This is a genomic window from Paenibacillus sp. 7516 (assembly GCF_002272715.1).
Classification (GTDB): Bacteria; Bacillota; Bacilli; order Paenibacillales; family Paenibacillaceae; genus Paenibacillus; species Paenibacillus illinoisensis_A.
Window position 1 is genome coordinate 1 of the sequence record NZ_NPBI01000004.1, and the last position, 20,996, is coordinate 20,996.

Consider the following 20,996-nt stretch of genomic DNA (forward strand, 5'->3'; position numbering starts at 1 on the left):
TTGATATAACTTGTTCGACATTTGTGGAATAAATCCCTTTCAGATATTCCGTTTCGTTTGGATTGAGTTACTCCTACGAAGCTAATAGGAGATCATCTGGTCTAAGTTTCGTTTACAGCCAGTGTGTTGGGATCGATGCTTTAAATATAAGGATAGTCCTATTAGCGTTTGGGATAGTCTCCTCCTTTGAAATTTTTCACTAATGTAGACCTAACATATCTATATTAATTGTTGAGGTGGAGGAGGGGAATGACTCAACTGAGCTTTTATAGCTATTTTAAAGGGTTTTGGCTACTCCATTGTTTCGATTTGTATTTGAATTGAACATCTAACCATTGCGTACTAAAGTAAATGCATACATTCTACGCTTACCCACAAAGGTAACTATTCTTCCATTCTTCAATATAAGGAACTTTTTGTATCTAACGCGGAGATAATCTCTCTGGTGGAGAAAATTCAAATCAACGAATTTCAATTAGCCAGTGCATTCATGAATGAATCCCGAATCCTAATGCTGGATGAATATACCTCTGCTCTGGATGCTCTGACGGAGAGTGAGAGTAACTAAAATATTTATGGGATTAAGCTATGCAATTACCATAACGGGTTGTGATCTTATTACAGTACTGGTTCCATTTGAAGCAGCTAATACAGCTGTTTTTTTAGTTTGAGACAAAAAACTTGCCTCGGATCTGTGGATTGTGGTCTAGGAATGACATAAAGTTGGCAACCAAGATATCTCTTTAAAATTTGGAGGGAGTGACATAAAGTGCCTTGCAGGCTGGAGAATGACACCACAGAACTCGATGCTAAATATATCGGGATTACGCGTCGTAATTCTTTGCAAAATCAATAAGTGTAGCATTGATAGGTCTTCAAAAAAGGAGAAATCTAGATTTCCAGATAAGTCAACTACAAATCAATTTCATTGGCCTAATGAAATATTGTAAAAAAATCAAGAAAGATGCTGAACTGAGTGCAATCCAAAAAATAATTGAAGGAGATCTTTCGCGGGCAGAATAGGAAACGAAAGTTCAATGGCGCCATTCGGCGAGCGATATCGTAAAAGGCAAGCTTTTTGCTTGAAATTATAAAAAAGAAGGAGCCGCATGAAATCATGATTGCTCCTTCTTTTTGTATTCTATGGGTTCGGTATAATGAAGGAAACTGTCGTTCCTTCACCAGGTTTACTTTGAATCGTTAAGCCCTGTCCATACATTTTTTTGAGCCGTCGATCGGTATTCGTTAATCCCACACCGGAGGTTCCCGCTTTTTTATTACGATCTAATAGGGAAGACAGCTTGGTCTCATCCATACCCACTCCGTTATCATGTATGATGAATTGGATATAATCCACTTCTTTTGTAGCAGATAGAGTTAGCTTTCCTCCACTGGTACGGTTCAATATTCCGTGTCGGATGGCATTTTCTACGATAGGTTGAATCGTAAGTGGAGGAAGTTTAGCCTCCAGCGGATCAGGCAGATTCCACTCTATTTCCAATCGCTCTCCAAATCGTTCCTTTTCGATATATAAGTAAGCTCGCAGTAAATCAAGCTCATGGGACAGAGGAACCTGGCGCTCTAAGTTCCTTGAATTAAAGCTCCCCTTTAAGTAATCACCGAATGCCTCAAGCAGCGTGATCATGCGGTCTGGATCTAACAGACTAAGCGAAGCAATGGAATTGATTGTATTAAATAAAAAGTGAGGCTGAATCTGAGCTTGGAGCCATGCAGCTTCCATACGTAATTGTTCGTCAACAGACTGTTTAAAATGGATTAAAGCGCGAATTCTTGACTGAAGCTCTAACATATCAACCGGTTTTGTTAAATAATCATTAGCACCCGCAAGAAAGCCGGTATGAATATCTTCTGGTCTAATTCTAGCCGTCAACAGCAGTATAGGCAGCTCGAAAATCGTAAACTTCTTTCGTATCATTTCAGTCAGGGTATATCCGGACATTTCCGGCATCATTACATCGGTTACGACCAAATCCCACTGTTGTTTATGGTTAATCTGTCGAAGGGCCTCTTCAGCACTAGTTACAGCGGTAACCTCATAGTTGTCCAGCTCCAGCAATGATTTTATAACCTTCAGATTGATGGCATCGTCATCCACTATAAGAATAGACCCCTTGATATGATCCATCCTGTATTTATTCTCTGAAGAAACAGCTGCTTCCATCGCTGTATCCGTCACGTCGGATACCAGGTGATTGAAATGAGACTCTATTTCTTCACCGTTCTGTACTCCTTTAACAGCCGGCACGGCGTCTGCCAAAGGTAAGGAAAATGTGAAGATGGATCCTTGTCCAATCTTAGACGTCAGCTCTAGTGTTCCGCCATGAAGCTCTACTAAATTTTTGCTTATGCTGAGTCCCAAACCTAAGCCGCTGCCTGGAGAAGTTATGCTGGAGTCCGCTTGTTCATACGGGGAAAATATGCGCTGCTGCAGTTCTTCGTCAATTCCAATACCCGTATCTATAATATGGACATAAACAGCTTCATTCAGCGTCTCCGCACGAAGGGAAACACGGCCTTCCTTGGTATATTTCAATGCATTGTGCACTAAGTTGAACATAATTTGGGTAAGTCGGTTTTCGTCAGCTGCTACGTTAGGTAGTGTATCAGGAATCTCGTTCTGCAGCTTCACGTTCTTATCTACCGTCATATAGTTCAGCATATGGACAACTCCCTTGGCCACTGCTGGTAAAGAGACACTTGTTTTATCTAACGTAACCCGGCTATCCTTCAGTAGGGTAATATCAATCAAGTCATCGAGCAGATGTGACATGCGTTGGCCAACTTTGGTAATTAGCAGCAAATCTTCTTGATCAGATGTATCGAGCTTACTGCCCCTCCGAATGATGATGGATTGAGCCATATTAATGATTGCATGGAGCGGATTACGAAGCTCGTGTGACGTATTCGCGAGAAATTCATCTTTTTGTTTGTCCACTTTCTTGAGCGCTTCCGCTTGTCTCTCAGCACGTATTGCTGTTTTAGTGAAACGTACAAACCAAAAGGAAGCAAACACAACAAAGGCTACAATCAAGTCAATTGGGTAATACGGCAGGTCTTTATTAAACCATGACTTGAACAATCCACTGAATGCTATATTAAATGATACGGCAATGCCCGCAAGTAATATTGAAGTGGCAGCTTCTTGACCACCCCTCACAGCCTGCCTTGATATAATCGGTACGAGTAAGATGGCTGTGACCATGAAAATACCTAGAATCTTAGAGGTATAATCCAGCCAACTGATCGGAAAGAGAAGTGTTGTGAATACATAGGAGTAAAAGAAAATTGAAAAAATAAAAATCAGTTTCTTAAAACTATGTACGCCAAGCAGGTGCTTTGTACATAACACTAGACAATAACAAAGGGCGGAGTATCCAATAATCCTCATACGTACTGCCCATTCGAAGTTGATTGGTAACCATTGAAGCAGCATTTTATCATCGTCTATTAACGTAACAAGCAAGGCAAACAAAATAATTCCGGCAAAATAAAGAAGCTCTTTCTTTCGGTGCCCTACGAAAAGAAGAATAACGATATATAACATATGAAGCAGCAAAATAATTCCGACGAGCAGCTGCATATTTTCGCTAAAATGTATTTCATTCAAGATAGCAGATGGAGTACCAAATTTAATGGATTGAATAATGCCACCTTTATTATGATAGTGAAAATTACTGACATGAATGACAATATCCATCGTAGACTGCTCCACTGTAAGGTTACCTGTATAAGGTACAACCTTAGAGGTCGTTCCAATCGGGTTGTCATCAGGATGGCCTGATTCGTATAAAAGGCTTCCATTAACATATAAGCGATAAGCAGTCTTAATTTCAGGAATATGAATGCCATAAGACGCATTAGATGTAGGCAAAAGTACTTGAAGCCGATAAGTTCCGAAATTGGATTCTGGACTCGTATCGTTAAAAGTACCGGGAACCTCTGTCAAATGAGCAGAATGTGATGTATCACGAAAGGATGTGCTTGGATGAATGAAGGTACCCGGGGTAAAGTTCCATTGCCCGTTCAGTGTGATTGTCTGTTGATCAGTAAATTTCCAGTAGGACAAATCTAGTTCTCCCTGGGCTGCATGTGGCTGATTAGGAGGGGAGAACTCCGTATACCAGAAAAACCTTACTCCAATTAAAGCTGCTAAGTAAATGAGGATGAGCCAAGCCATCCTGTGTTTGGATATGATTTTCTTAATAGGTGTGAATGATGGCAATATGAACAATCCTTTGTCATACGTTATAGTGGGCTTGTAAATAGGCCTCTCTTTTTGCTATACATTTAAAATGCGGATTAAGAGGGCAGTTGTTTCTCTTGCCATTCCTTAAACCATAGTTGAATATCGTTTCCTGGGAGAATATCGTATTCTTCTTTTAGTCGTGTCGTGAGTTCTTGATAACATTCCATCGTTTTCTGTGGCTCGTTCAATTTGTCATACAGCTTCATTAAGGCAAACGAAGACTTTTCCTCTATTGAATAGAGGCGGTGAATCTGCAAGTATGTAGTCAACGCATCGCCAAATCTCTGCTGATCCTCATACCAACTGCCGACACTTAGAGCTGTGTTTAGCCATAATTGTTTAAGTCTATGTCTTTCTGCCTCTGCCCACCAATAATCGTATTCCTGCAAATACTCACCCGTATAGCTGTTTATCTTCTTCAGATGAAGCTCCAGGTTCTCCTCTGAGATATCGATGGTTTGCATCGAGTCTTCCCATAGTGATACGTCCAAAATGATATCGTCTAGCTCCAATAAGTATCCTTCATTTGCACTCTTAATCTGAAATCTCTTGCCATATGCAGTAAGAGTTTTGCGAATATGATAAATGGTTGTATACAACTGTGAGTAGGCCTTGTTCACATCTGTATTGCTCCATAATAAGTCAACGATAAATGATTTTCGAACAAGCTGTCCCCTATGCTGAAGAAGATACAGGAAAAGCTCCTGCGCTCTGAAGGTTCTCCATTGCATCAACGTAAATTGTCCAGGCGATTGTGGCTCCTCAATCATGACTTGTTTAAACATGGTCATCCTGAGGGGTTGATGGGGATCAGGGTTATCCAATCTGGCGGTACTCTTGCCCAATATCCGATTCATTGTTTTGGACAACCGATCGAAGCGAACCGGCTTCACAATGTAATCTATGGCGTTTAATTCGAAAGCGTCCACAGCGTATTCCTGATAGGCCGTAACAAATACCACCATCAGGTTAGGGTCATACTCCAACAATCGTTCCGCCAGTTCAATACCATTGATCTCAGGTAACTCTATATCGATAAACGCGATATCCACTTTGGCATGTTTAACGATATCCAGGGCATCGTATGGGTTTGTAAATTTACCGATAATATCAAGACTGAAATTTTCCATCTTCAGTAGTTGAAGCTCCAAATAAGACAACGCTAAAACTTCATCGTCAATAAGAATAGCTTTCATGTAAAAATATACTCCTTATTAGCGTTTATTTAGTTATATCGATTTTAACATGGATGTTGAAAAATGGAATAAAAACTCGAATGATGTAGCAAAACTAGTCGTATATCTCGAGTGTTAGGATCAGCAGGGCTGAGTGAGAGTTGGTTCTTTGGCCTCTGAATTTCTCCTAATTTGACTAGTAATTTATGTGTTAGTGAATTTTTTAGTAGAACACCAGTTAATCGTTATAGATCCTTTCCATGAGGATGGCTCGCTCAGAGAAGACCTGGTATTGCTAAGCTCTGATTTAACCGATGTGGGAAATGAATTTTTCAAGGAGGTCTTTCCGAAGTGGTCTGCGTATATTGATCGCGGTGGAGATATTCATCATGCGGGGATGTATACTGCTTTTTATAGTGGAGTGAGTGATTTAAAGACAAAGCTCATCGAAGCGAAAGACGAGCTGGGCGGGCGAATGCTTATTTATCCCGAGAAGATGATCTGGGATGTTGGAGGGGTTACACCGATCCTATACGAGAAATTAATCGCCCAATTGGCGGAGCAGGCGAAGACGTTCGATCCGACCATAGCATATTTGTCAGCCCGAAACTAGAGACGAACTTGCCGGGGATCTTCGGGGCTGGTGACTTCGCCAATTATGAAAGCAAGCTCAACCTGATTGCAGAGGCATTGACGGATGCCGCCTTAGCACTTAACAGCGCCAAACGGTATTTCGATCCCGAGGCGCCGAGAATGGCTTATGTATCGTCACATAACGAGAGATTTAAGGAACGGAACAAAGCGCTTGGTGTATCCAATGATTAAGTGAAAACTTGGTATTTTCTGAAGTGTGAAGTCATAGAAATAATGAACGAAGTAAATTATATTTTTATGTTGTCAAAATGATCTGGGTCGTGGTAACTTAAGAGCAGAAATTAAATGGAAAATTAAAAATGGTTTTACTTGGAGGAGCCTGCACACTGCGGGCTCTTTTTGTCTTTTTTTCCCTTTACAGAGATGTTAATACTCATTATAGAGGAGGTTTGTATTTGAAGGTCGGACAGAAGAGCATCTTCTGTCTTGAGAGAGTCCTGATGGAATGGCGTTTCGAAAGATTATACGTTTATTATAGGAATCGATACGGGAGGACTTTTTATGATCGATGTACGGAATCTTACTTTTACTTATCCGGGACTAAGGGAGCCTACGATTCGAAGCATGGATTTCCATATTCCAAAAGGTGAAATCTTTGGCTTTCTGGGTCCTTCAGGAGCTGGCAAAAGTACAACGCAAAAAATATTGATTGGTGTACTTAAGGGATATCAAGGTACTGTACAAGTGGCGCACTTAGAACTCAAGGATACCGGGCCTGACTATTATGAGCGGATTGGAGTCGCATTTGAATTTCCGAACTTCTACTCGAAGTTTACCGTGTTGGAAAATTTAAATCTCTTCCGATCGCTGTATACAGGGAAAACGGTAGATCCAAAAAGGCTGCTGGAACAAGTCGGTTTGGAGAAAGCGACAAATCTGCGGGTATCCCAGTTATCCAAAGGCATGAAGATGCGTTTGAATTTTTGTCGGGCCCTGCTGAATGACCCGGATATTCTCTTTCTGGACGAACCAACCTCAGGTTTGGACCCGGTAAATGCCAAACTGATGAAAGATCTGATCCTGGAAAAAAAGAATGAAGGCAAAACGGTTCTTATTACAACACATAACATGCAAGCCGCAGAGGATATTTGTGACCGGGTAGCTTTTATCGTCGATGGACAAATCAAACTGATCGATTCCCCTCGGGAGCTAAAGCTTCGTCAGGGACAACAGCGAATTAAAATTGAGTATCGTAAAGAAGGGCAATTGGTTCATGCCGTTTTTCCCCAACATGGACTTGGCGAAAATGATTCATTTCTGAGTCTCTTGAAAACCCATACGATTGAAACCATCCATTCTCAGGAGGCTTCATTGGAGCAAATATTTATCGAAGTTACAGGGAGAGAGCTTACATGAAATTCCTATCCGCTTTTGCCTTTGACATCAAATTTCAGTGGCGTCATGGATTTTATATCGTGTATGCCATGGTTTGTGCATGTTACTGGACACTGCTGAACTTTATTTCAAACGATTATTTAGAAAAGGCCATCATTCTGTTAACGTTTAGTGATCCTAGTGCACTCGGGTTGATCTTGGCTGGAGGTATATTGCTTCTGGAGCGAGACCAGGGAATTCATCATCCCCTTTTTGTTACGCCGCTCCGTACTCGTGATTATCTGTTAGCAAAAGTGGCTTCATTATCGGTTCTGTCTCTAACTGCAGCTTGGGTAATTCATTTAACATCCAGCGGAATTCCACAGTCTCCTCTTTTATTCTCAGTTGGTGTGGTGTTAACTTCGAGTCTTATGACACTATTATCCATCGGGGTAGTCGTTCGTTACCAAACGATTAACGGGTTTATCCTGATGTCACAGGTTTTTGCGCTTCCTTTACTACTTCCCTTGCTTGGTTTTTTCGAGCTATGGAATTCTGGATTGTTTTATCTTCTTCCAACAGAAGGCACATTAGTTCTTTTAGGTTCCGCTTTCTCTGTCTTATCGGCGAGAGAGGTTATATACGCTCTGTTTATTCTGCTCATCTGGAATTACGTAATGTATAATTGGGCCGATCATTCTTTCAAGAAATATGTTCTTGGAAGAAAAGGGGAGAGGAGGACTGGAAATTGAACCGATTCCGAGTCCTTTTGATGAATGATATTCGTCATGCAGGGAATGATCCGGTCTTGATGGCTGGTTTTTTGGGACCGATACTGTTGATCTTGCTTACTCGATTTGGATTTCCAATGGCAGCTCAGTGGCTGGAGGCAAGTTACTCTTTTGACCTGACCGTATACGGACACTTTGCTGCAGTTCTCCTTATTGTAACGATCCCCATGCTGTTAGGTATGATGACAGGTTTATTAATGCTGGATGAACGAGATGAGAATGTCATCTCCTATTATGCAGTAACTCCGCTCATGAAAAGAGGCTATATTTCCTACAGGTTAACTTTACCTACAATTTTAAGCGCTCTGCTAACAACGATGTTTATCTTATCTGTAGGGTTAACGGAGTTTTATTGGGAGATCGGGTTTGTGTTAATGTTGTTGGCTTTGGAAGCACCATGGTTTGCACTTTTGGTAGCCGCTTTTGCAGCCAATAAAGTAGAGGGGTTAGCTTTATATAAGATAGGAGCGCTATTATTCCTCGCTGGTCCAATTGTCGTTTTTTTCGTACCAGATGTGTGGTTGTGGGTAGGTGTGTGGATTCCAACCTATTGGCCTGCATTGGTTTTTTCAACAGGGACATCGGGTCATACTTTCGCTTCGTTTGTTTATTTTAGCATTGGATTCTTATATCATGTTGCCATACTGTTCACCGTGATTCGGTTGTTTATTAAAAGAGTAGATTAAGGGGTGGATGAATTTTTTATGCAAATTCTAGTATTGGGTGCAACTGGACGAGTAGGCAGTCAGATCGTTGCCAAGGCACTTAAGGAACAGCATCATGTAACTGTATTGGTTCGTCAATCCGAAAAGTGCCAGGTAAATGATGAAAATTTAACAATCATTCAAGGCAATGTATTGAATCAGGAAGATATTAAGCGTGCTATCCATGGAGCCGATGTCGTTATTAGTGCTCTAAACACGGATGGGACCAATACACTATCCGAAAGTATACCGTTGATCATTGATGCAATGTATGAAGAAGGGATAAAACGAATCATTACTGTAGGCACAGCGGGTATTCTGCAAAGCAGACTTTCTCCGAGTATTCTACGATATCAATCCAGTGAATCGAGGCGTAAATCCACCCGTGCTGCTGAGGAACATCATCGAGTGTACTCGCTGCTTCAAGAATCTACATTGGAATGGACGATAGTGTGTCCGACGTATTTACCGGATGGAGAACATAAAGGCGTATACCGAGTAGAGCGTGACGTTCTGCCTGAAGGCGGCACGGAGATATCCGTAAGTGATACAGCAGAATTCACCTACAATCAAGTTAAAGACGACTCTTATATCAAGACACGGGTAGGCATTTGTTATTAACGATTCTAGATGACGGTAACCTGTCACTATATACTCAAGCTCGCTTGGAAACGTGTTGCATAATCAGCTTTTCGTAGGCGTAAAAATGATTTTTGGGGTGAATCTGAAAAACTCCAGCATATTGTCCATGAAATCAGAAGATGCTGAATGGCTTTGGGCGAGCCGCTTCTCTATAATAAAGCACAAATTGTGTGAAAGAGAGGAACTTACATGAGCGCCCGATTAAGCATTCCAATGGAAGAATCATGGATTTTTCAGGCAGATACGAAGAGTGAAGGATTGGAGCAAAAATGGTATGAGGATGGCCCTCCTCAAGGAGAACAGATCCGTATACCGCACACATGGAATGTGCAAAATGGATTGCAGGAATTTCGCGGCACCGGCTGGTATAGCTGCACCTTTTTTGCACCGGCTGAATGGGAAGGCAAGCTGCTGCGCCTGCAGTTCGATGCGGTATATCGTGATGCAGTCGTTTGGGTTAATGGACAAAAAGTGGGGGAACATGCCGACTCAGGCTACACCTCGTTTGTTTTAGCAATCATGAGCCATGTTGTTTACGGAAAACACAACAGGATTGTAGTTTCGGCCAATAATGAGAATAGTCAAACAGCTCTGCCGGTAGGCAATAGCTTTGATTGGGCCGACGACGGCGGAATTATACGCGGCGTATCCCTTATTGTGAGCGGTTCCACAGCGATAGATTACACTAAAATCCAGGCCGTTCCTGTCTTTGACGAAGATGGTGAAGCACCTGATTCCCCGTATGGTTTATTATCCGGCGAAATTCACTTGTGGGAGCAAAATAGCGGGATAAAAAATCAAGCTTTGAAGCTTTGTGTGAGCGTTACGTGTGACGATGGTACAACCATTGCGAATACATGGGAGATGTTGAGTCATGCAGGCGGTTTGCGCTTCAAGGATATCAAGGTGAATAGCCTCAAGTTGTGGCATTTTGACCATCCTCACGTATACAAGGTGAATCTTGCTCTGTATGTGGGAGATATGATCTCGGATGAAGTATCCGTTGAGGTTGGATTCAGGGAAATTCGCTCAGAAGGCAATACATTGCTTCTTAACCGAGAGCCGGTTCGTCTTATGGGGGTGGAATGGATGCCTGGATCACACCCGGATCGAGGCATGGCTGAAACGACGTGCGAACTGGCGGAGATGCTCCGACATATGAAAGAGGCCAACTGCGTTATTACGCGTTTCCATTGGCAGCAAGATAGCAAGTTGCTGGAATGGTGTGACCGTAACGGTCTATTGGTACAGGAAGAGATTCCGCACTGGCAGACGCCGCATGATCCAGACGACGACTGGCTTCGAACGTCCTTGCAGCATGCCCGCGAAATGATTAATCGACATTACAATCATCCCTGTATTTATGCCTGGGGATTAGGCAACGAGGTCAATGGGCAATCTCCCGTAACGGTCCGTTATTTTGAACAACTCAAAACACTTGTCCACGATCTGGATGACACCAGATTAATTAACTACGTTTCCAATACGGTTCATGAAAATCCCTCTATGGATGCTACCGGCGTAGGTGATGTCATTATGTGGAATGATTATATTGGAACTTGGCATGGCGATTTAGATCGGCCAGCAGTCATTAAAGACATTACAGAGACGTATCCGAATAAACCTGTGATCGTTGCTGAATATGGACTATGTGAGCCTGCTTATGAGGGTGGTGACGAACGACGGAAGCAAATCCTCACAGACAACACAATGGAATACCGGAAACATCCTGGGATTGCTGCTCTCATATATTTCAGTCTGAACGATTATCGGACACAGATGGGCGAAGCAGGTGAAGGCATGCTGCGCCAACGTGTGCACGGCTCCATGTATCTGGATGGCACGCCCAAGCCATCCTATGAAGCCTTACGTCAATTGGCCTCTCCGATTCATGCATCTGTAAATCTCGATAGTAAAGTGGGTAGAGTAGCCGTAACGATATATACTTCAAATGATATCCCGTCTTATAAGGTAGCTGGCTATACGTTAAAACTTATAGATTCACTCGATATTTGGTATGCAAAAGAGATTCCGGATTTAGAGCCTGGAGAGCAATGTGTTTTGCACTTCGCAGACATACCTCAAAATAGGTGGGATGATATCCTATTCGAGGTTCAAAGACCGACCGGCTTTTCGGTCATAAGGGGTTCATTACGCAGTTATGCCGGTCATTTAACAGATCATCTGGTTCCATAATTGGCGATCTCATTTCTTATATATTAGGTCAACCTTTTGGGATGCTCCGATATTCGGTCGGGGAGCATCCCATTATTTTTTTGAACAACCTTGAGAAGTAATAGGGATCTTTGATGCCAACAGATCCGGCTATTTCTTTTACGCTTTTATCCGATAAGGCTAACATTTGTCCAGCTCGCTGCATCTTCAGTCTGAGATAAAACTCAATCGGGGGCACGCCCGTTTCCTTGTTGAACAAGTAAATCAAATGTTGCTTGGACAGTCCTAAATGACTTGCCAAATTCGGGAGCGAAAGGGACTCCGTCATCCGATCCGTCATATATTGCACGGCCTGTTCCAAATAACGTTCACTTTTACGATCTTGAAGCGAGTGCATCAAACTAAAACCCACTTGATTAATGAGGTGCCTAATACATTGTGATACATAGATCTGATTGTTCATGGCGTAAGGTTTATCTGACAACATGCCATAACATTGTTCAACATCCTCGAGCCACCTTGCGTGCAAGTTTAATGTTAAAGGGAGTGGTCCGTTATCTAAGGAGTATGTTTGAATTAGCGATTCTGCGTCTGTCCCTGTAAGGTGCATCCAATAAATGGTCCATGGATTTTCATTCGATGCACCATATCGATGTGGGGTTTCCGCTGGGATAACGATAAGCTGCCTCGGTTGAATTTGAACAGATCTGTGGGTCTCCACCCAACCTTCGCCTTTGACGCAGTATATGAGAATATGAGTTGGACAACCTTTGGGCCTTTCTCTGTAATGAAATTTTGCATCAGGAAAAAAACCGATATCGCTCACATGGAAATGTCTTGTTAATGCATGATTTTGTAATTCTTTGAGCATAAATTCAGGTTGGATAAAAATCTTCTCTTCTTCAAATCCATCTGGCTTCATGTTCAAGTTCGCCTCTGTCATAAAAACCCCCTTATTTAAGAATATGATTTAATATTATCATAATACCCCTTGATGAGAGGGTCATTATTGAAATCAAGTTTAAGAATATAATCCATCAACTACCGACTTTCGTTAATTGTATAAAAGGGGGAGTGGCATTACATTAAATGTATAACACAAAGGAGGATCTCGATATGAGTACAAAAGAGTCATCAGCTGTTTCCAATCAGGTTCGAGTCTGGGAGGAACAGGTTGAAATTCCCACTTACGGAACGGGCAAACCTGACAAGAATCCCATGTTTCTGGAGAAGCGCGTGTACCAGGGGAGTTCCGGACGAGTCTACCCGCATCCGGTCATCGATAAAATTCTGGATGAGAAAGAATCCAAATCCTACTGCATGGCCATTCTTGAAAACGAATACGTTCGCGTCGAAATTATGCCTGAAATCGGTGGACGAATCTACCGTGCATTAGATAAAACGAACAACTATGATTTCGTGTATTACAATCGTGTTATTAAACCGGCTCTCGTTGGGCTTGCTGGCCCATGGATCTCAGGAGGTATCGAATTTAACTGGCCGCAGCATCATCGACCAAATACGTTTGGACCAGTGCAGCACACGGTAACCGAGAAAGAAGACGGCAGCGCAACCGTTTGGGTTAGCGAGATTGATCGCATGTACGGCACAAAAGTAACTACAGGTTTCACCTTGCATCCAGGTAAGGCCTATATCGAAATCACGGCGCAAATGTATAACCGGACCTCCGAGCCGCAAACCTTTTTGTGGTGGGCCAACCCGGCCGTGGCTGTCAATGATCATACACAGACCGTATTTCCACCTGATGTTACAGCAGTCTTTGATCACGGAAAAAGGGATGTATCCAAATTCCCGATCGCTACAGGCACTTATTACAAAATGGATTATTCCGAAGGCGTCGATATCTCCAGGTATAAAAATATCCCGGTCCCGACTTCTTATATGGCATATAAATCCGACTATAATTTTGTAGGCGGTTACGACCATAGCGTGCAAGCGGGATTGCTGCATGTAGCCAATCATCATGTCTCCCCAGGCAAGAAGCAGTGGACGTGGGGCAACGGGGAGTTCGGCCAAGCCTGGGACCGAAGCCTGACGGATGAAGATGGACCTTATATCGAATTGATGACAGGTGTGTTCACCGATAACCAACCCGATTTTACCTGGCTCCAGCCGTATGAAGAAAAGGCGTTCACCCAATATTTCATGCCATACAAAAACATTGGAGTTGTCAAAAATGCTTCCGTGAACGCAGCAGTAAATTTAGAAGTGGATGAGCAGCTCCGAGTGGCGACGGTTATGGCCTATGCTACATCGGTCTTTGAAGGAGCAACCATAACATTGAAGGGATGTAAGCGGACCTATGTCAATGATGTTGCCACCCTTTCTCCAGAATCAACCTATAAAACCATCATTACGTTGGACGATGAAGATCAACCGCATGACTTGCTTGTGACAGTACGAGATGCCAAGCAAAATCTGCTCATCAGCTACAAGCCAGCGAAACCATCCATCGAACAGATTCCGGATGCCGCCAAACCGCTTCCTCTTCCAGAAGAACTCAAGAGTACAGAACAGTTGTATCTTGCCGGTCTTCATTTGGAGCAGTACAGGCACGCTACGTTTGAACCGGAAAGCTATTACGAAGAAGGATTAAGAAGAGATGCTTCTGACATTCGTCTCAACATTGCTTATGGTACACTGCTGCTTCGAAGAGGGTATTTGGAGAAAGCGGAAACGCATTTCCGTAAGGCAATTGAGTCATTGACCTGGCGAAATCCGAATCCATATGACAGTGAAGCTTATTATCAACTTGGCTTGACGCTCCGGCTTCAGGAACGAAATGAAGAGGCTTTCAAAGCCTTTTATAAGGCAGTGTGGTCTGCAGCATATCAGGATAGTGGCTACTACGCATTGAGCCAGATTGCTTCCGAGCAGGGGGCATATATAGAAGCACTGGATCTGGTAGAACGTGCATTGATTCGCAATACAAGAAACTACAAATCAAGGCTCGTAAAAACGGCGCTGCTTCGCAAGTTGGGTCGTTATGAGGAGGCTATTGCGTTTGCAGACGAAACGCTGATGATGGACATTGCAGATTTTGGTGCCCGATATGAGAAATTCATGAATCTCGAAGCCATGGGGAAAAGCGAAGATGCTCATGTGGTGAAATCGGAACTCCGCCGGTTGTTGAGAGATGACGCACATAATTACTTGAACCTGGCTTGGGATTATGCAGGAACCGGCTTCTATGAGGAAGCATCCTATCTGTTAGAAGAAATTTGCTCCATACAGAGCGGAATGACGTATCCTATGGCTCATTACACACTTGCCTATGTCTATGACAAGATGGGACTCACTGATAAAGCAGAACATGAACGTCAGCTTGGAGGGACTGCTGCGCCGGATTACTGTTTCCCGAACAGCCTGTTTGATCTAAGTGTATTGCTTCATACAGTCCATAAAAATCCAACTGACAGTAAGGCCCATTATTATTTAGGTAACTTTTATTATGATAAAAAACGAGCAGAAGAGGCCATACATCACTGGGAGATCTCCATTGGCCTTGAACAACAATTCGCCACGGCTCACCGTAATCTTGCGCTGGCCTATTATAACAAACGTCATGATGCAGAGGCTTCATTGCAATCGCTTCATCAGGCGTTTGCATGTGACAAGGATGATGCCCGAGTTTTTTACGAGCTCGATCAGCTGCTTAAGAAAACGGGCGTTTCAGCACAGGAACGATTAACGAAGCTCCAGGAACATATGCATCTGGTCGAACATCGTGACGACCTCTATCTCGAATATATTACGCTGCTGAATACGCTAGGCAAACATCATGAAGCACTGTCTTTATTATTAAGTCACCGTTTCCATCCTTGGGAAGGCGGAGAGGGAAAAGCAACTGGACAATATACACTTGCTCTCGTTGAGCTTGCCAAGCGGGAGAATGCGCGTCAATCCTATCAAGATGCCATTTTATTGCTTCAACGGGCGCTTCAATATCCGGAGAATCTGGGTGAAGGCAAACTTGAAGGCGCGCAAGAGAACAATATTCATTATGAGCTGGGCATGGCCTATCAGGGACTCGGACAGCTAGAAGAGGCTGTTTATCATTGGAAACTCGCTTCGGAGGGGTTGGAGGAACCAGCGAGTGCGATGTATTACAATGATCAGCCACCAGAGATGATATTCTATCAAGGTCTTGCGTGGGGTCGATTGAACAATTCGAAAGAAGCAAAGCGCCGATTTAACAAGCTCATCGATTACGCAGAAAGGCATCTGTTTGATGATGTGCAAATCGATTACTTTGCTGTATCCTTACCCGATTTTCTGGTATTTGAGGATGATTTGAATAAGCGGAATCAAACCCACTGCTTGTTTATGCTGGGCCTTGGATTACTGGGTCTTGGGGACAAAGAAGAGGCCAAAAAACGATTTAATGAAGCGTTACAGCTGGAGCCTAACCACCAGGGAGCACGAATTCACTTGGAATTATGTTAAGCATATAGGGATAAAACTCATGGGCAGCAGAGTTAATCTCAAGGAAATCCGGGACAATCCGTTCCGGATTTTACTTGTTTCCAAGAAACTTGGAGTGATTGGGTTGTGAATTCATTTACTTACTGTGTGTAAATCTGGTTCATATCTGGTATAATAAAAACAATAATCAGGAAATACAATGAAAATATAGGTAAAATATAAAAAAAGATGAAGAGGATAGGTGGAACGGCCCATGGCGAAAATAGATCGTCATACTTTTCAGACCAGAACCAGACATATGTCTGCCGACCTGAAGCAAAAAATTAACTCCGGCTCTTACAGCCCGGGAGAATTTCTGCCTTCTGAGTTGGCACTAACAGAACAGTACAATTTAAGTAAAAACTCCGTAAGATATGTACTGGATGAGCTTGTACAGGAGGGATTGATCGTTAAAATCCCCAGGGTGGGCACGCAGGTGGCAAAGCCTGCTTCGAGGGAAACCATTCGTTTTGGTGTATATCCCTCACTTTATAAAGAAGCAGGGATGGAGGAACTTATTAAGCGATTCCACGAGAAACACCCACATATTCATGTGGAGACCATTGAGCTTCCTTATATGAATTCAGACAGTATCGCCAATCTTGTCAAACTAGGAATTGTCGATGCGTTAACCATCAACTTGCAGGATATGTACCAATTCCAAGAAAAAAAATACCTTGATTTGCTGGTCGACCAGGATCGAGACGATACAATTTACCCTTTTCTTACAACTTATTTTGAGAAGGAATCAGGTGTTTTGGCAGCACAGCCTTTCATCTATTCACCTGTTATTTTGTGTTACAACAAGGAGCATCTGAGAGAGAAGAGACTGGGTGAACCCAATAGCAGCTGGAGCTGGGATGAACTGGCGGCGCTGCTCAGAGAACTTAAGGCGCCACATCGCTACAGTATCGCTTTTCAGTTATTTTCCATGAATCGGTGGCCGATTTTTTGGATGCAAAATGAGGACGATCTATCTTCGACGGATCCCAGTCCAGCTCAGAGCGGAACTAGCTTTCCTACAGAAGGATTAAGATGGCTGAGGGATCTTGTGACAGAGGAAGGCATATTTCCGCTTGCCTTGGCACAAGGTGAGTTTGAAGCCGAGAAGTTGTTTAAGGAGCAGAAGATATCCGTCATGCTAACCACATATTACATGCTGAATGAGCTCAAAAATGCGGACTTTTCCTTTGATATCGCACAGTTACCACATTTTAAGAATGATAGGACACTTCTTCTCTCAACGGCCATTGCTCTCAGTGCAGAATCGAGCCAAAAGGACACCGCTGCCTGCTTAGTGAATTATCTCCATTCAGATGAGGCACAGACCTATATTAGGCAGCAGACCTATAGTCTACCTGCAAGCAGATATATAACGGAAACATGTTCAGTGGAGCTTAAAAACAAACCGTCCAGGTTGGAGCTTCACCGTGACTATAGTTCGAAATACATGACGTATCGGGATCTATCCATTTCCATGCAAACTCAGATTCGTTTCGGAGAAAGCCTGAAGCAGTACATGTCTTATTTAATGGATGAAGAGGGACTTTCTGAAGTGTTGCTTCCGTCTAAAAGTCTCAAGTTATAAAATACGAATAAAAGCTTTAAAAAGGCACTGCCATCAGGTAGTGCTTTTTTGTTTTATATGAACTACAAAAGAACCAGTTGACAGAAAACGTGCCGTATGCTAATTTCTTATTGAAAATAAGAACCACATATGATCCAACTATGAAAGTTAACAGGGAGAGGTGACCGTATTCGGATGAAGACCGTGGCTGAATTGGAAGCAAAGCTTTCGGAGGCATCAGATCGGCTAATCAATGACTTACATAAAGTGGACGGGGATCTTCTTATCCTGGGCGCAGGCGGGAAGATGGGCCCAAGTCTTGCGAGATTGGCCGCACAAGCCATCAGAGCGGGAGGAATGAACAAGAAGGTGACTGCTGTATCCCGGTTTCAGGATCAGGAGGTAAAGAACGATCTTGAAAGCGCTGGGGTGAAGACGATTTCCTGCAATCTTTTGGACGACCAAGAGTTCATGCAGCTGCCTGCAGCGGACAACATCATATATATGGCTGGCAACAAGTTTGGTACAACGGGCAGAGAGTATTATACATGGGCAATGAATACGTATTTGCCGGGAAGAGTGGCAGAAAAGTATAAAGATTCGCGTATCGTCGTTTTTTCATCCGGGAACGTGTATCCCTTTTCTCCGGTGGCTCTCGGCGGAGTAGATGAATCAGTACCCCCTGAACCTCTCGGTGAATATGCACAATCTACTCTGGGGAGAGAGCGAATGTTTGAATACTTCTCTCATAAGTATGGCACGCCGATGCTCCTGTACCGCTTGAACTATGCCATTGATTTACGCTATGGGGTGCTGCTCGAAATTGCCCAAAAGGTCCATGAAGGCAAGTCAGTATCACTTACGATGGGGCATGCCAATGTGATATGGCAGGGAGATGCCAATGAGATTGCCTTAAGGAGCCTGCTTAAGTGCCAAAGTCCTCCCGAAATTTTGAATGTGACCGGACCTGAAACCATGTCCGTTCGCTGGGCAGCGCAGCAGTTTGCCCGAAGATTTGGTCTTCCCGCATCATTTGAGGGAAGCGAATCCGAAACGGCTCTGCTCAGCAATGCAGCTAAGGCGTTTCGCGAATTCGGTTATCCGAGAGTAGGCTTGCTGGAGATGATTGATTTCATTGCCGAATGGGTTGAATCCGGCGGACCTACGTGGAACAAACCAACCCACTTTACGGAGAGGAAGGGGAGGTTCTGAATGCACAAAAAACAAGCTTCACTTACACCGGAACTGGCAGCTGCATTCCATGAAGGGTTGGTCATCCCCGCTCATCCGCTTGCTTTGAATGAACGCAGAGAGCTGGATGAAGTCTATCAGCGGGTGCTGACCAAGTACTACATCGCTTCAGGAGCTGGCGGAATTGCAGTTGGTGTGCATTCCACCCAATTTGAGATTCGAGATCCCAAAGTTAACCTCTATGAACGTGTGCTCCGCTTGGCCGCAGAGGAAACGGAGCAAGCTCATCTGCAGCGGCCCTTCATCAAGGTGGCAGGCGTTTGCGGGGATAGTGAACAGGCGACGGAAGAAGCCCGGATTAGTAAAGCCCTCGGATATGATGCGGTGCTGCTGAGTATGGGTGGACTTCATGATTGGAGTGAGCAGGACCTACTTCGGCATACGGAAAAGATAGCCGAAATGATGCCGGTCATCGGATTTTATCTTCAGCCTTCTGTTGGTGGCCGCTGGCTGAGCTTTGATTTTTGGCAGGCCTTTGCTGAAATTGATAATGTCATCGCCATCAAAATAGCTCCTTTTAACCGATATCAAACGATTGATGTTGTCCGAGCGGTTTGCTGCTCAAGCCGCCGCAATGAAATTGCATTATACACAGGGAACGATGACAACATTCTGATGGATCTACTTACAACTTTTCGGTTCGAAACGGAAGAAGGCACCATGGAAAAAGAAATCGTTGGCGGGCTGCTGGGTCACTTCGCTGTCTGGACACATCAAGCGGTCCAGCTGCTGGAAGAAGTGAAACGTCTCCGCAAGCCCAAGGGATCACCGTTGTCACGGGACTTGCTCACGCGAAACGTGGAGATTACAGATGCCAATGCCGCTTTTTTTGATCCTGCACATCAGTTTGCTGGCTGTATACCGGGGATACACGAGGTTCTTCGAAGGCAGGGTCTCATGAGAGGAATTTGGTGCTTGAATCCGCAGGAGACCTTATCCGACGGGCAAAAAGAGGAAATTGATCGGGTATACCGCCAGTATCCTCACCTGAATGATGATGATTTTGTGAAGCAGCATCTGGATGATTGGCTTAGGGTTGCTGCACTTTCCCAGTCATGAATATCGGAATCATTGGCCTTGACAGTTCTCATGCCCTGGCATTCACCCGTATTCTTCACGAAAGTCAGGAGACTCTTTTTGCAGATGTGACTGTGACGGCTGCATATGCGGGCGGATCTCCGGATTTTCCACTCAGCATCACCCGTGTTAACACTTTTGCCGGCCGGATGACGGAAGAATACGGAGTGAGACTGATGCCCACAATGCAGCAGGTTGCAGAAAACACCGATGCCATCCTTATCTTGAGTGCCGACGGAAGGATACATCTGAATCAGTTCAAGACGATCTGTTCTTACCGTAAACCCGTATTTATCGATAAACCTTTTGCTTTGTCTTCAGCAGACGCAGGTGAAATCATCAGACTTGCAGAAGAGTTTCAAATCCCGTTAATGAGTGCTTCAAGCTTGCGTTATGCCGAAGCCCTGCCTGAATGCCCAAGAGGAGACATCTTGGGGGCGGACGTGTACGGCCCGATGCACATCGAATCTACGCAGGGACATTATTTTTGGTACGGCATCCATTCGGCAGAACTACTCTTTCAAGTCATGGGCCCTGGATGCAGGGAAGTGACCGCATTCTCTACCGATCATGGCGATCTCATTACTGGAACCTGGAAGGAGGGGAGGATGGGGATGATCCGCGGAATCCGAAATGGCCCAGAGAACTTTGGAATAACGCTGCACACCAGAAACGCTAACCAGCATATCTCGCTTGAACCGAGCTACAAAGAGCTCCTGAAGTCGGTCATGAATTGGCTCAAAAACGGCGTGCGCACCGTGCATCCTTCTGAAACGCTGGAAGTTATCCGGTTTTTGGAGTGCGCAGAGCAAAGTCGTCTACAAAAATGCACCATCCTCATGGAAATGTGATCAAACCTTATACGTGCTTAACTCCTTGCTCTAGTGAATCAGA

15 protein-coding genes and 1 pseudogene are annotated in these 20,996 nt (G+C 43.8%); 13 read left to right on the forward strand and 3 right to left on the reverse strand.

Going from position 1 to position 20,996, the window contains the following annotated elements; translation table 11 throughout:
• Positions 1 to 445 precede the first annotated feature (445 nt).
• Positions 446 to 568: a hypothetical protein gene (locus CHI14_RS30620; RefSeq protein ID WP_283163785.1), complete on the forward strand. Its 123-nt coding sequence runs from the start codon at positions 446 to 448 to the stop codon at positions 566 to 568.
• Positions 569 to 1,141: 573 nt separating this feature from the next.
• Here CHI14_RS30620 and CHI14_RS02270 read toward each other — a convergent pair.
• Together CHI14_RS02270 and CHI14_RS02275 are read right to left on the reverse strand one after the other, a co-directional pair.
• Positions 1,142 to 4,243 carry an ATP-binding protein gene (locus tag CHI14_RS02270; RefSeq protein WP_249280973.1) on the reverse strand — a complete coding sequence of 1,034 codons (3,102 nt, stop codon included), beginning with the start codon at positions 4,241 to 4,243 and terminating at the stop codon, positions 1,142 to 1,144.
• Positions 4,244 to 4,320: 77 nt separating this feature from the next.
• The gene (locus tag CHI14_RS02275) at positions 4,321 to 5,463 is read right to left on the reverse strand and encodes a response regulator (protein WP_095286812.1); all 1,143 of its coding nucleotides are present in this window, start codon (positions 5,461 to 5,463) and stop codon (positions 4,321 to 4,323) included.
• A 376-nt stretch (positions 5,464 to 5,839) separates the two neighbouring features.
• Here CHI14_RS02275 and CHI14_RS30775 point away from each other — a divergent pair.
• From CHI14_RS30775 to CHI14_RS02305, 7 genes and pseudogenes are all read left to right on the forward strand, one after another.
• Positions 5,840 to 6,031 (forward strand): annotated as a pseudogene (locus CHI14_RS30775) (thioredoxin reductase); the annotation flags it as partial.
• Positions 6,032 to 6,063: 32 nt separating this feature from the next.
• Positions 6,064 to 6,267 (forward strand): hypothetical protein, encoded by a 204-nt coding sequence (locus CHI14_RS30780; RefSeq protein ID WP_481856381.1) that lies wholly within the window; start codon positions 6,064 to 6,066, stop codon positions 6,265 to 6,267.
• A gap of 330 nt (positions 6,268 to 6,597) precedes the next feature.
• Positions 6,598 to 7,452, forward strand: coding sequence for an ABC transporter ATP-binding protein (locus CHI14_RS02285; RefSeq protein ID WP_095286813.1), 855 nt, complete (start codon positions 6,598 to 6,600; stop codon positions 7,450 to 7,452).
• Positions 7,449 to 8,162 (forward strand): fluoroquinolone export ABC transporter permease subunit, encoded by a 714-nt coding sequence (locus CHI14_RS02290; RefSeq protein WP_095286814.1) that lies wholly within the window; start codon positions 7,449 to 7,451, stop codon positions 8,160 to 8,162. Before CHI14_RS02285 ends, CHI14_RS02290 begins: the two co-directional genes overlap by 4 nt.
• A gap of 20 nt (positions 8,163 to 8,182) precedes the next feature.
• Positions 8,183 to 8,887: a hypothetical protein gene (locus CHI14_RS02295; protein ID WP_249280974.1), complete on the forward strand. Its 705-nt coding sequence runs from the start codon at positions 8,183 to 8,185 to the stop codon at positions 8,885 to 8,887.
• 18 nt (positions 8,888 to 8,905) lie between these two features.
• Complete coding sequence (locus CHI14_RS02300; RefSeq protein ID WP_095286816.1) at positions 8,906 to 9,526, forward strand: NAD(P)-dependent oxidoreductase; 621 nt, start codon at positions 8,906 to 8,908, stop codon at positions 9,524 to 9,526.
• Between the two features lie 210 nt (positions 9,527 to 9,736).
• Positions 9,737 to 11,743, forward strand: coding sequence for a glycoside hydrolase family 2 protein (locus tag CHI14_RS02305; RefSeq protein WP_095286817.1), 2,007 nt, complete (start codon positions 9,737 to 9,739; stop codon positions 11,741 to 11,743).
• A gap of 28 nt (positions 11,744 to 11,771) precedes the next feature.
• On the opposite strand, the gene CHI14_RS02310 is transcribed toward CHI14_RS02305, so the two are convergent.
• Positions 11,772 to 12,665 (reverse strand): AraC family transcriptional regulator, encoded by an 894-nt coding sequence (locus CHI14_RS02310; RefSeq protein WP_095286818.1) that lies wholly within the window; start codon positions 12,663 to 12,665, stop codon positions 11,772 to 11,774.
• Between the two features lie 173 nt (positions 12,666 to 12,838).
• Here CHI14_RS02310 and CHI14_RS02315 point away from each other — a divergent pair, with 173 nt between their 5' ends.
• From CHI14_RS02315 to CHI14_RS02335, 5 genes are all read left to right on the forward strand, one after another.
• Positions 12,839 to 16,189 carry a DUF5107 domain-containing protein gene (locus tag CHI14_RS02315; RefSeq protein WP_095286819.1) on the forward strand — a complete coding sequence of 1,117 codons (3,351 nt, stop codon included), beginning with the start codon at positions 12,839 to 12,841 and terminating at the stop codon, positions 16,187 to 16,189.
• A gap of 232 nt (positions 16,190 to 16,421) precedes the next feature.
• A complete protein-coding gene (locus CHI14_RS02320) occupies positions 16,422 to 17,795 on the forward strand; it encodes an extracellular solute-binding protein (protein WP_095286820.1) in 1,374 nt (457 codons plus the stop codon).
• 174 nt (positions 17,796 to 17,969) lie between these two features.
• A complete protein-coding gene (locus CHI14_RS02325; protein WP_095286821.1) occupies positions 17,970 to 18,986 on the forward strand; it encodes an NAD-dependent epimerase/dehydratase family protein in 1,017 nt (338 codons plus the stop codon).
• A complete protein-coding gene (locus CHI14_RS02330) occupies positions 18,987 to 20,084 on the forward strand; it encodes a dihydrodipicolinate synthase family protein (RefSeq protein ID WP_095286822.1) in 1,098 nt (365 codons plus the stop codon). It begins immediately after the preceding gene.
• Complete coding sequence (locus CHI14_RS02335) at positions 20,081 to 20,953, forward strand: Gfo/Idh/MocA family oxidoreductase (protein ID WP_095286823.1); 873 nt, start codon at positions 20,081 to 20,083, stop codon at positions 20,951 to 20,953. Before CHI14_RS02330 ends, CHI14_RS02335 begins: the two co-directional genes overlap by 4 nt.
• The last annotated feature ends 43 nt before the right edge of the window (positions 20,954 to 20,996 follow it).

Coding starts and splice junctions, on each gene's coding strand:
- CHI14_RS02310 (WP_095286818.1), bottom strand. CDS start 12,665: ATGACAGAGGCGAACTTGAACATGAAGCCAGATGGATTTGAAGAAGAG.
- CHI14_RS02300 (WP_095286816.1), top strand. CDS start 8,906: ATGCAAATTCTAGTATTGGGTGCAACTGGACGAGTAGGCAGTCAGATC.
- CHI14_RS02335 (WP_095286823.1), top strand. CDS start 20,081: ATGAATATCGGAATCATTGGCCTTGACAGTTCTCATGCCCTGGCATTC.
- CHI14_RS02295 (WP_249280974.1), top strand. CDS start 8,183: ATGAATGATATTCGTCATGCAGGGAATGATCCGGTCTTGATGGCTGGT.
- CHI14_RS02325 (WP_095286821.1), top strand. CDS start 17,970: ATGAAGACCGTGGCTGAATTGGAAGCAAAGCTTTCGGAGGCATCAGAT.
- CHI14_RS02330 (WP_095286822.1), top strand. CDS start 18,987: ATGCACAAAAAACAAGCTTCACTTACACCGGAACTGGCAGCTGCATTC.
- CHI14_RS02320 (WP_095286820.1), top strand. CDS start 16,422: ATGGCGAAAATAGATCGTCATACTTTTCAGACCAGAACCAGACATATG.
- CHI14_RS02315 (WP_095286819.1), top strand. CDS start 12,839: ATGAGTACAAAAGAGTCATCAGCTGTTTCCAATCAGGTTCGAGTCTGG.
- CHI14_RS02285 (WP_095286813.1), top strand. CDS start 6,598: ATGATCGATGTACGGAATCTTACTTTTACTTATCCGGGACTAAGGGAG.
- CHI14_RS02290 (WP_095286814.1), top strand. CDS start 7,449: ATGAAATTCCTATCCGCTTTTGCCTTTGACATCAAATTTCAGTGGCGT.
- CHI14_RS02275 (WP_095286812.1), bottom strand. CDS start 5,463: ATGAAAGCTATTCTTATTGACGATGAAGTTTTAGCGTTGTCTTATTTG.
- CHI14_RS02305 (WP_095286817.1), top strand. CDS start 9,737: ATGAGCGCCCGATTAAGCATTCCAATGGAAGAATCATGGATTTTTCAG.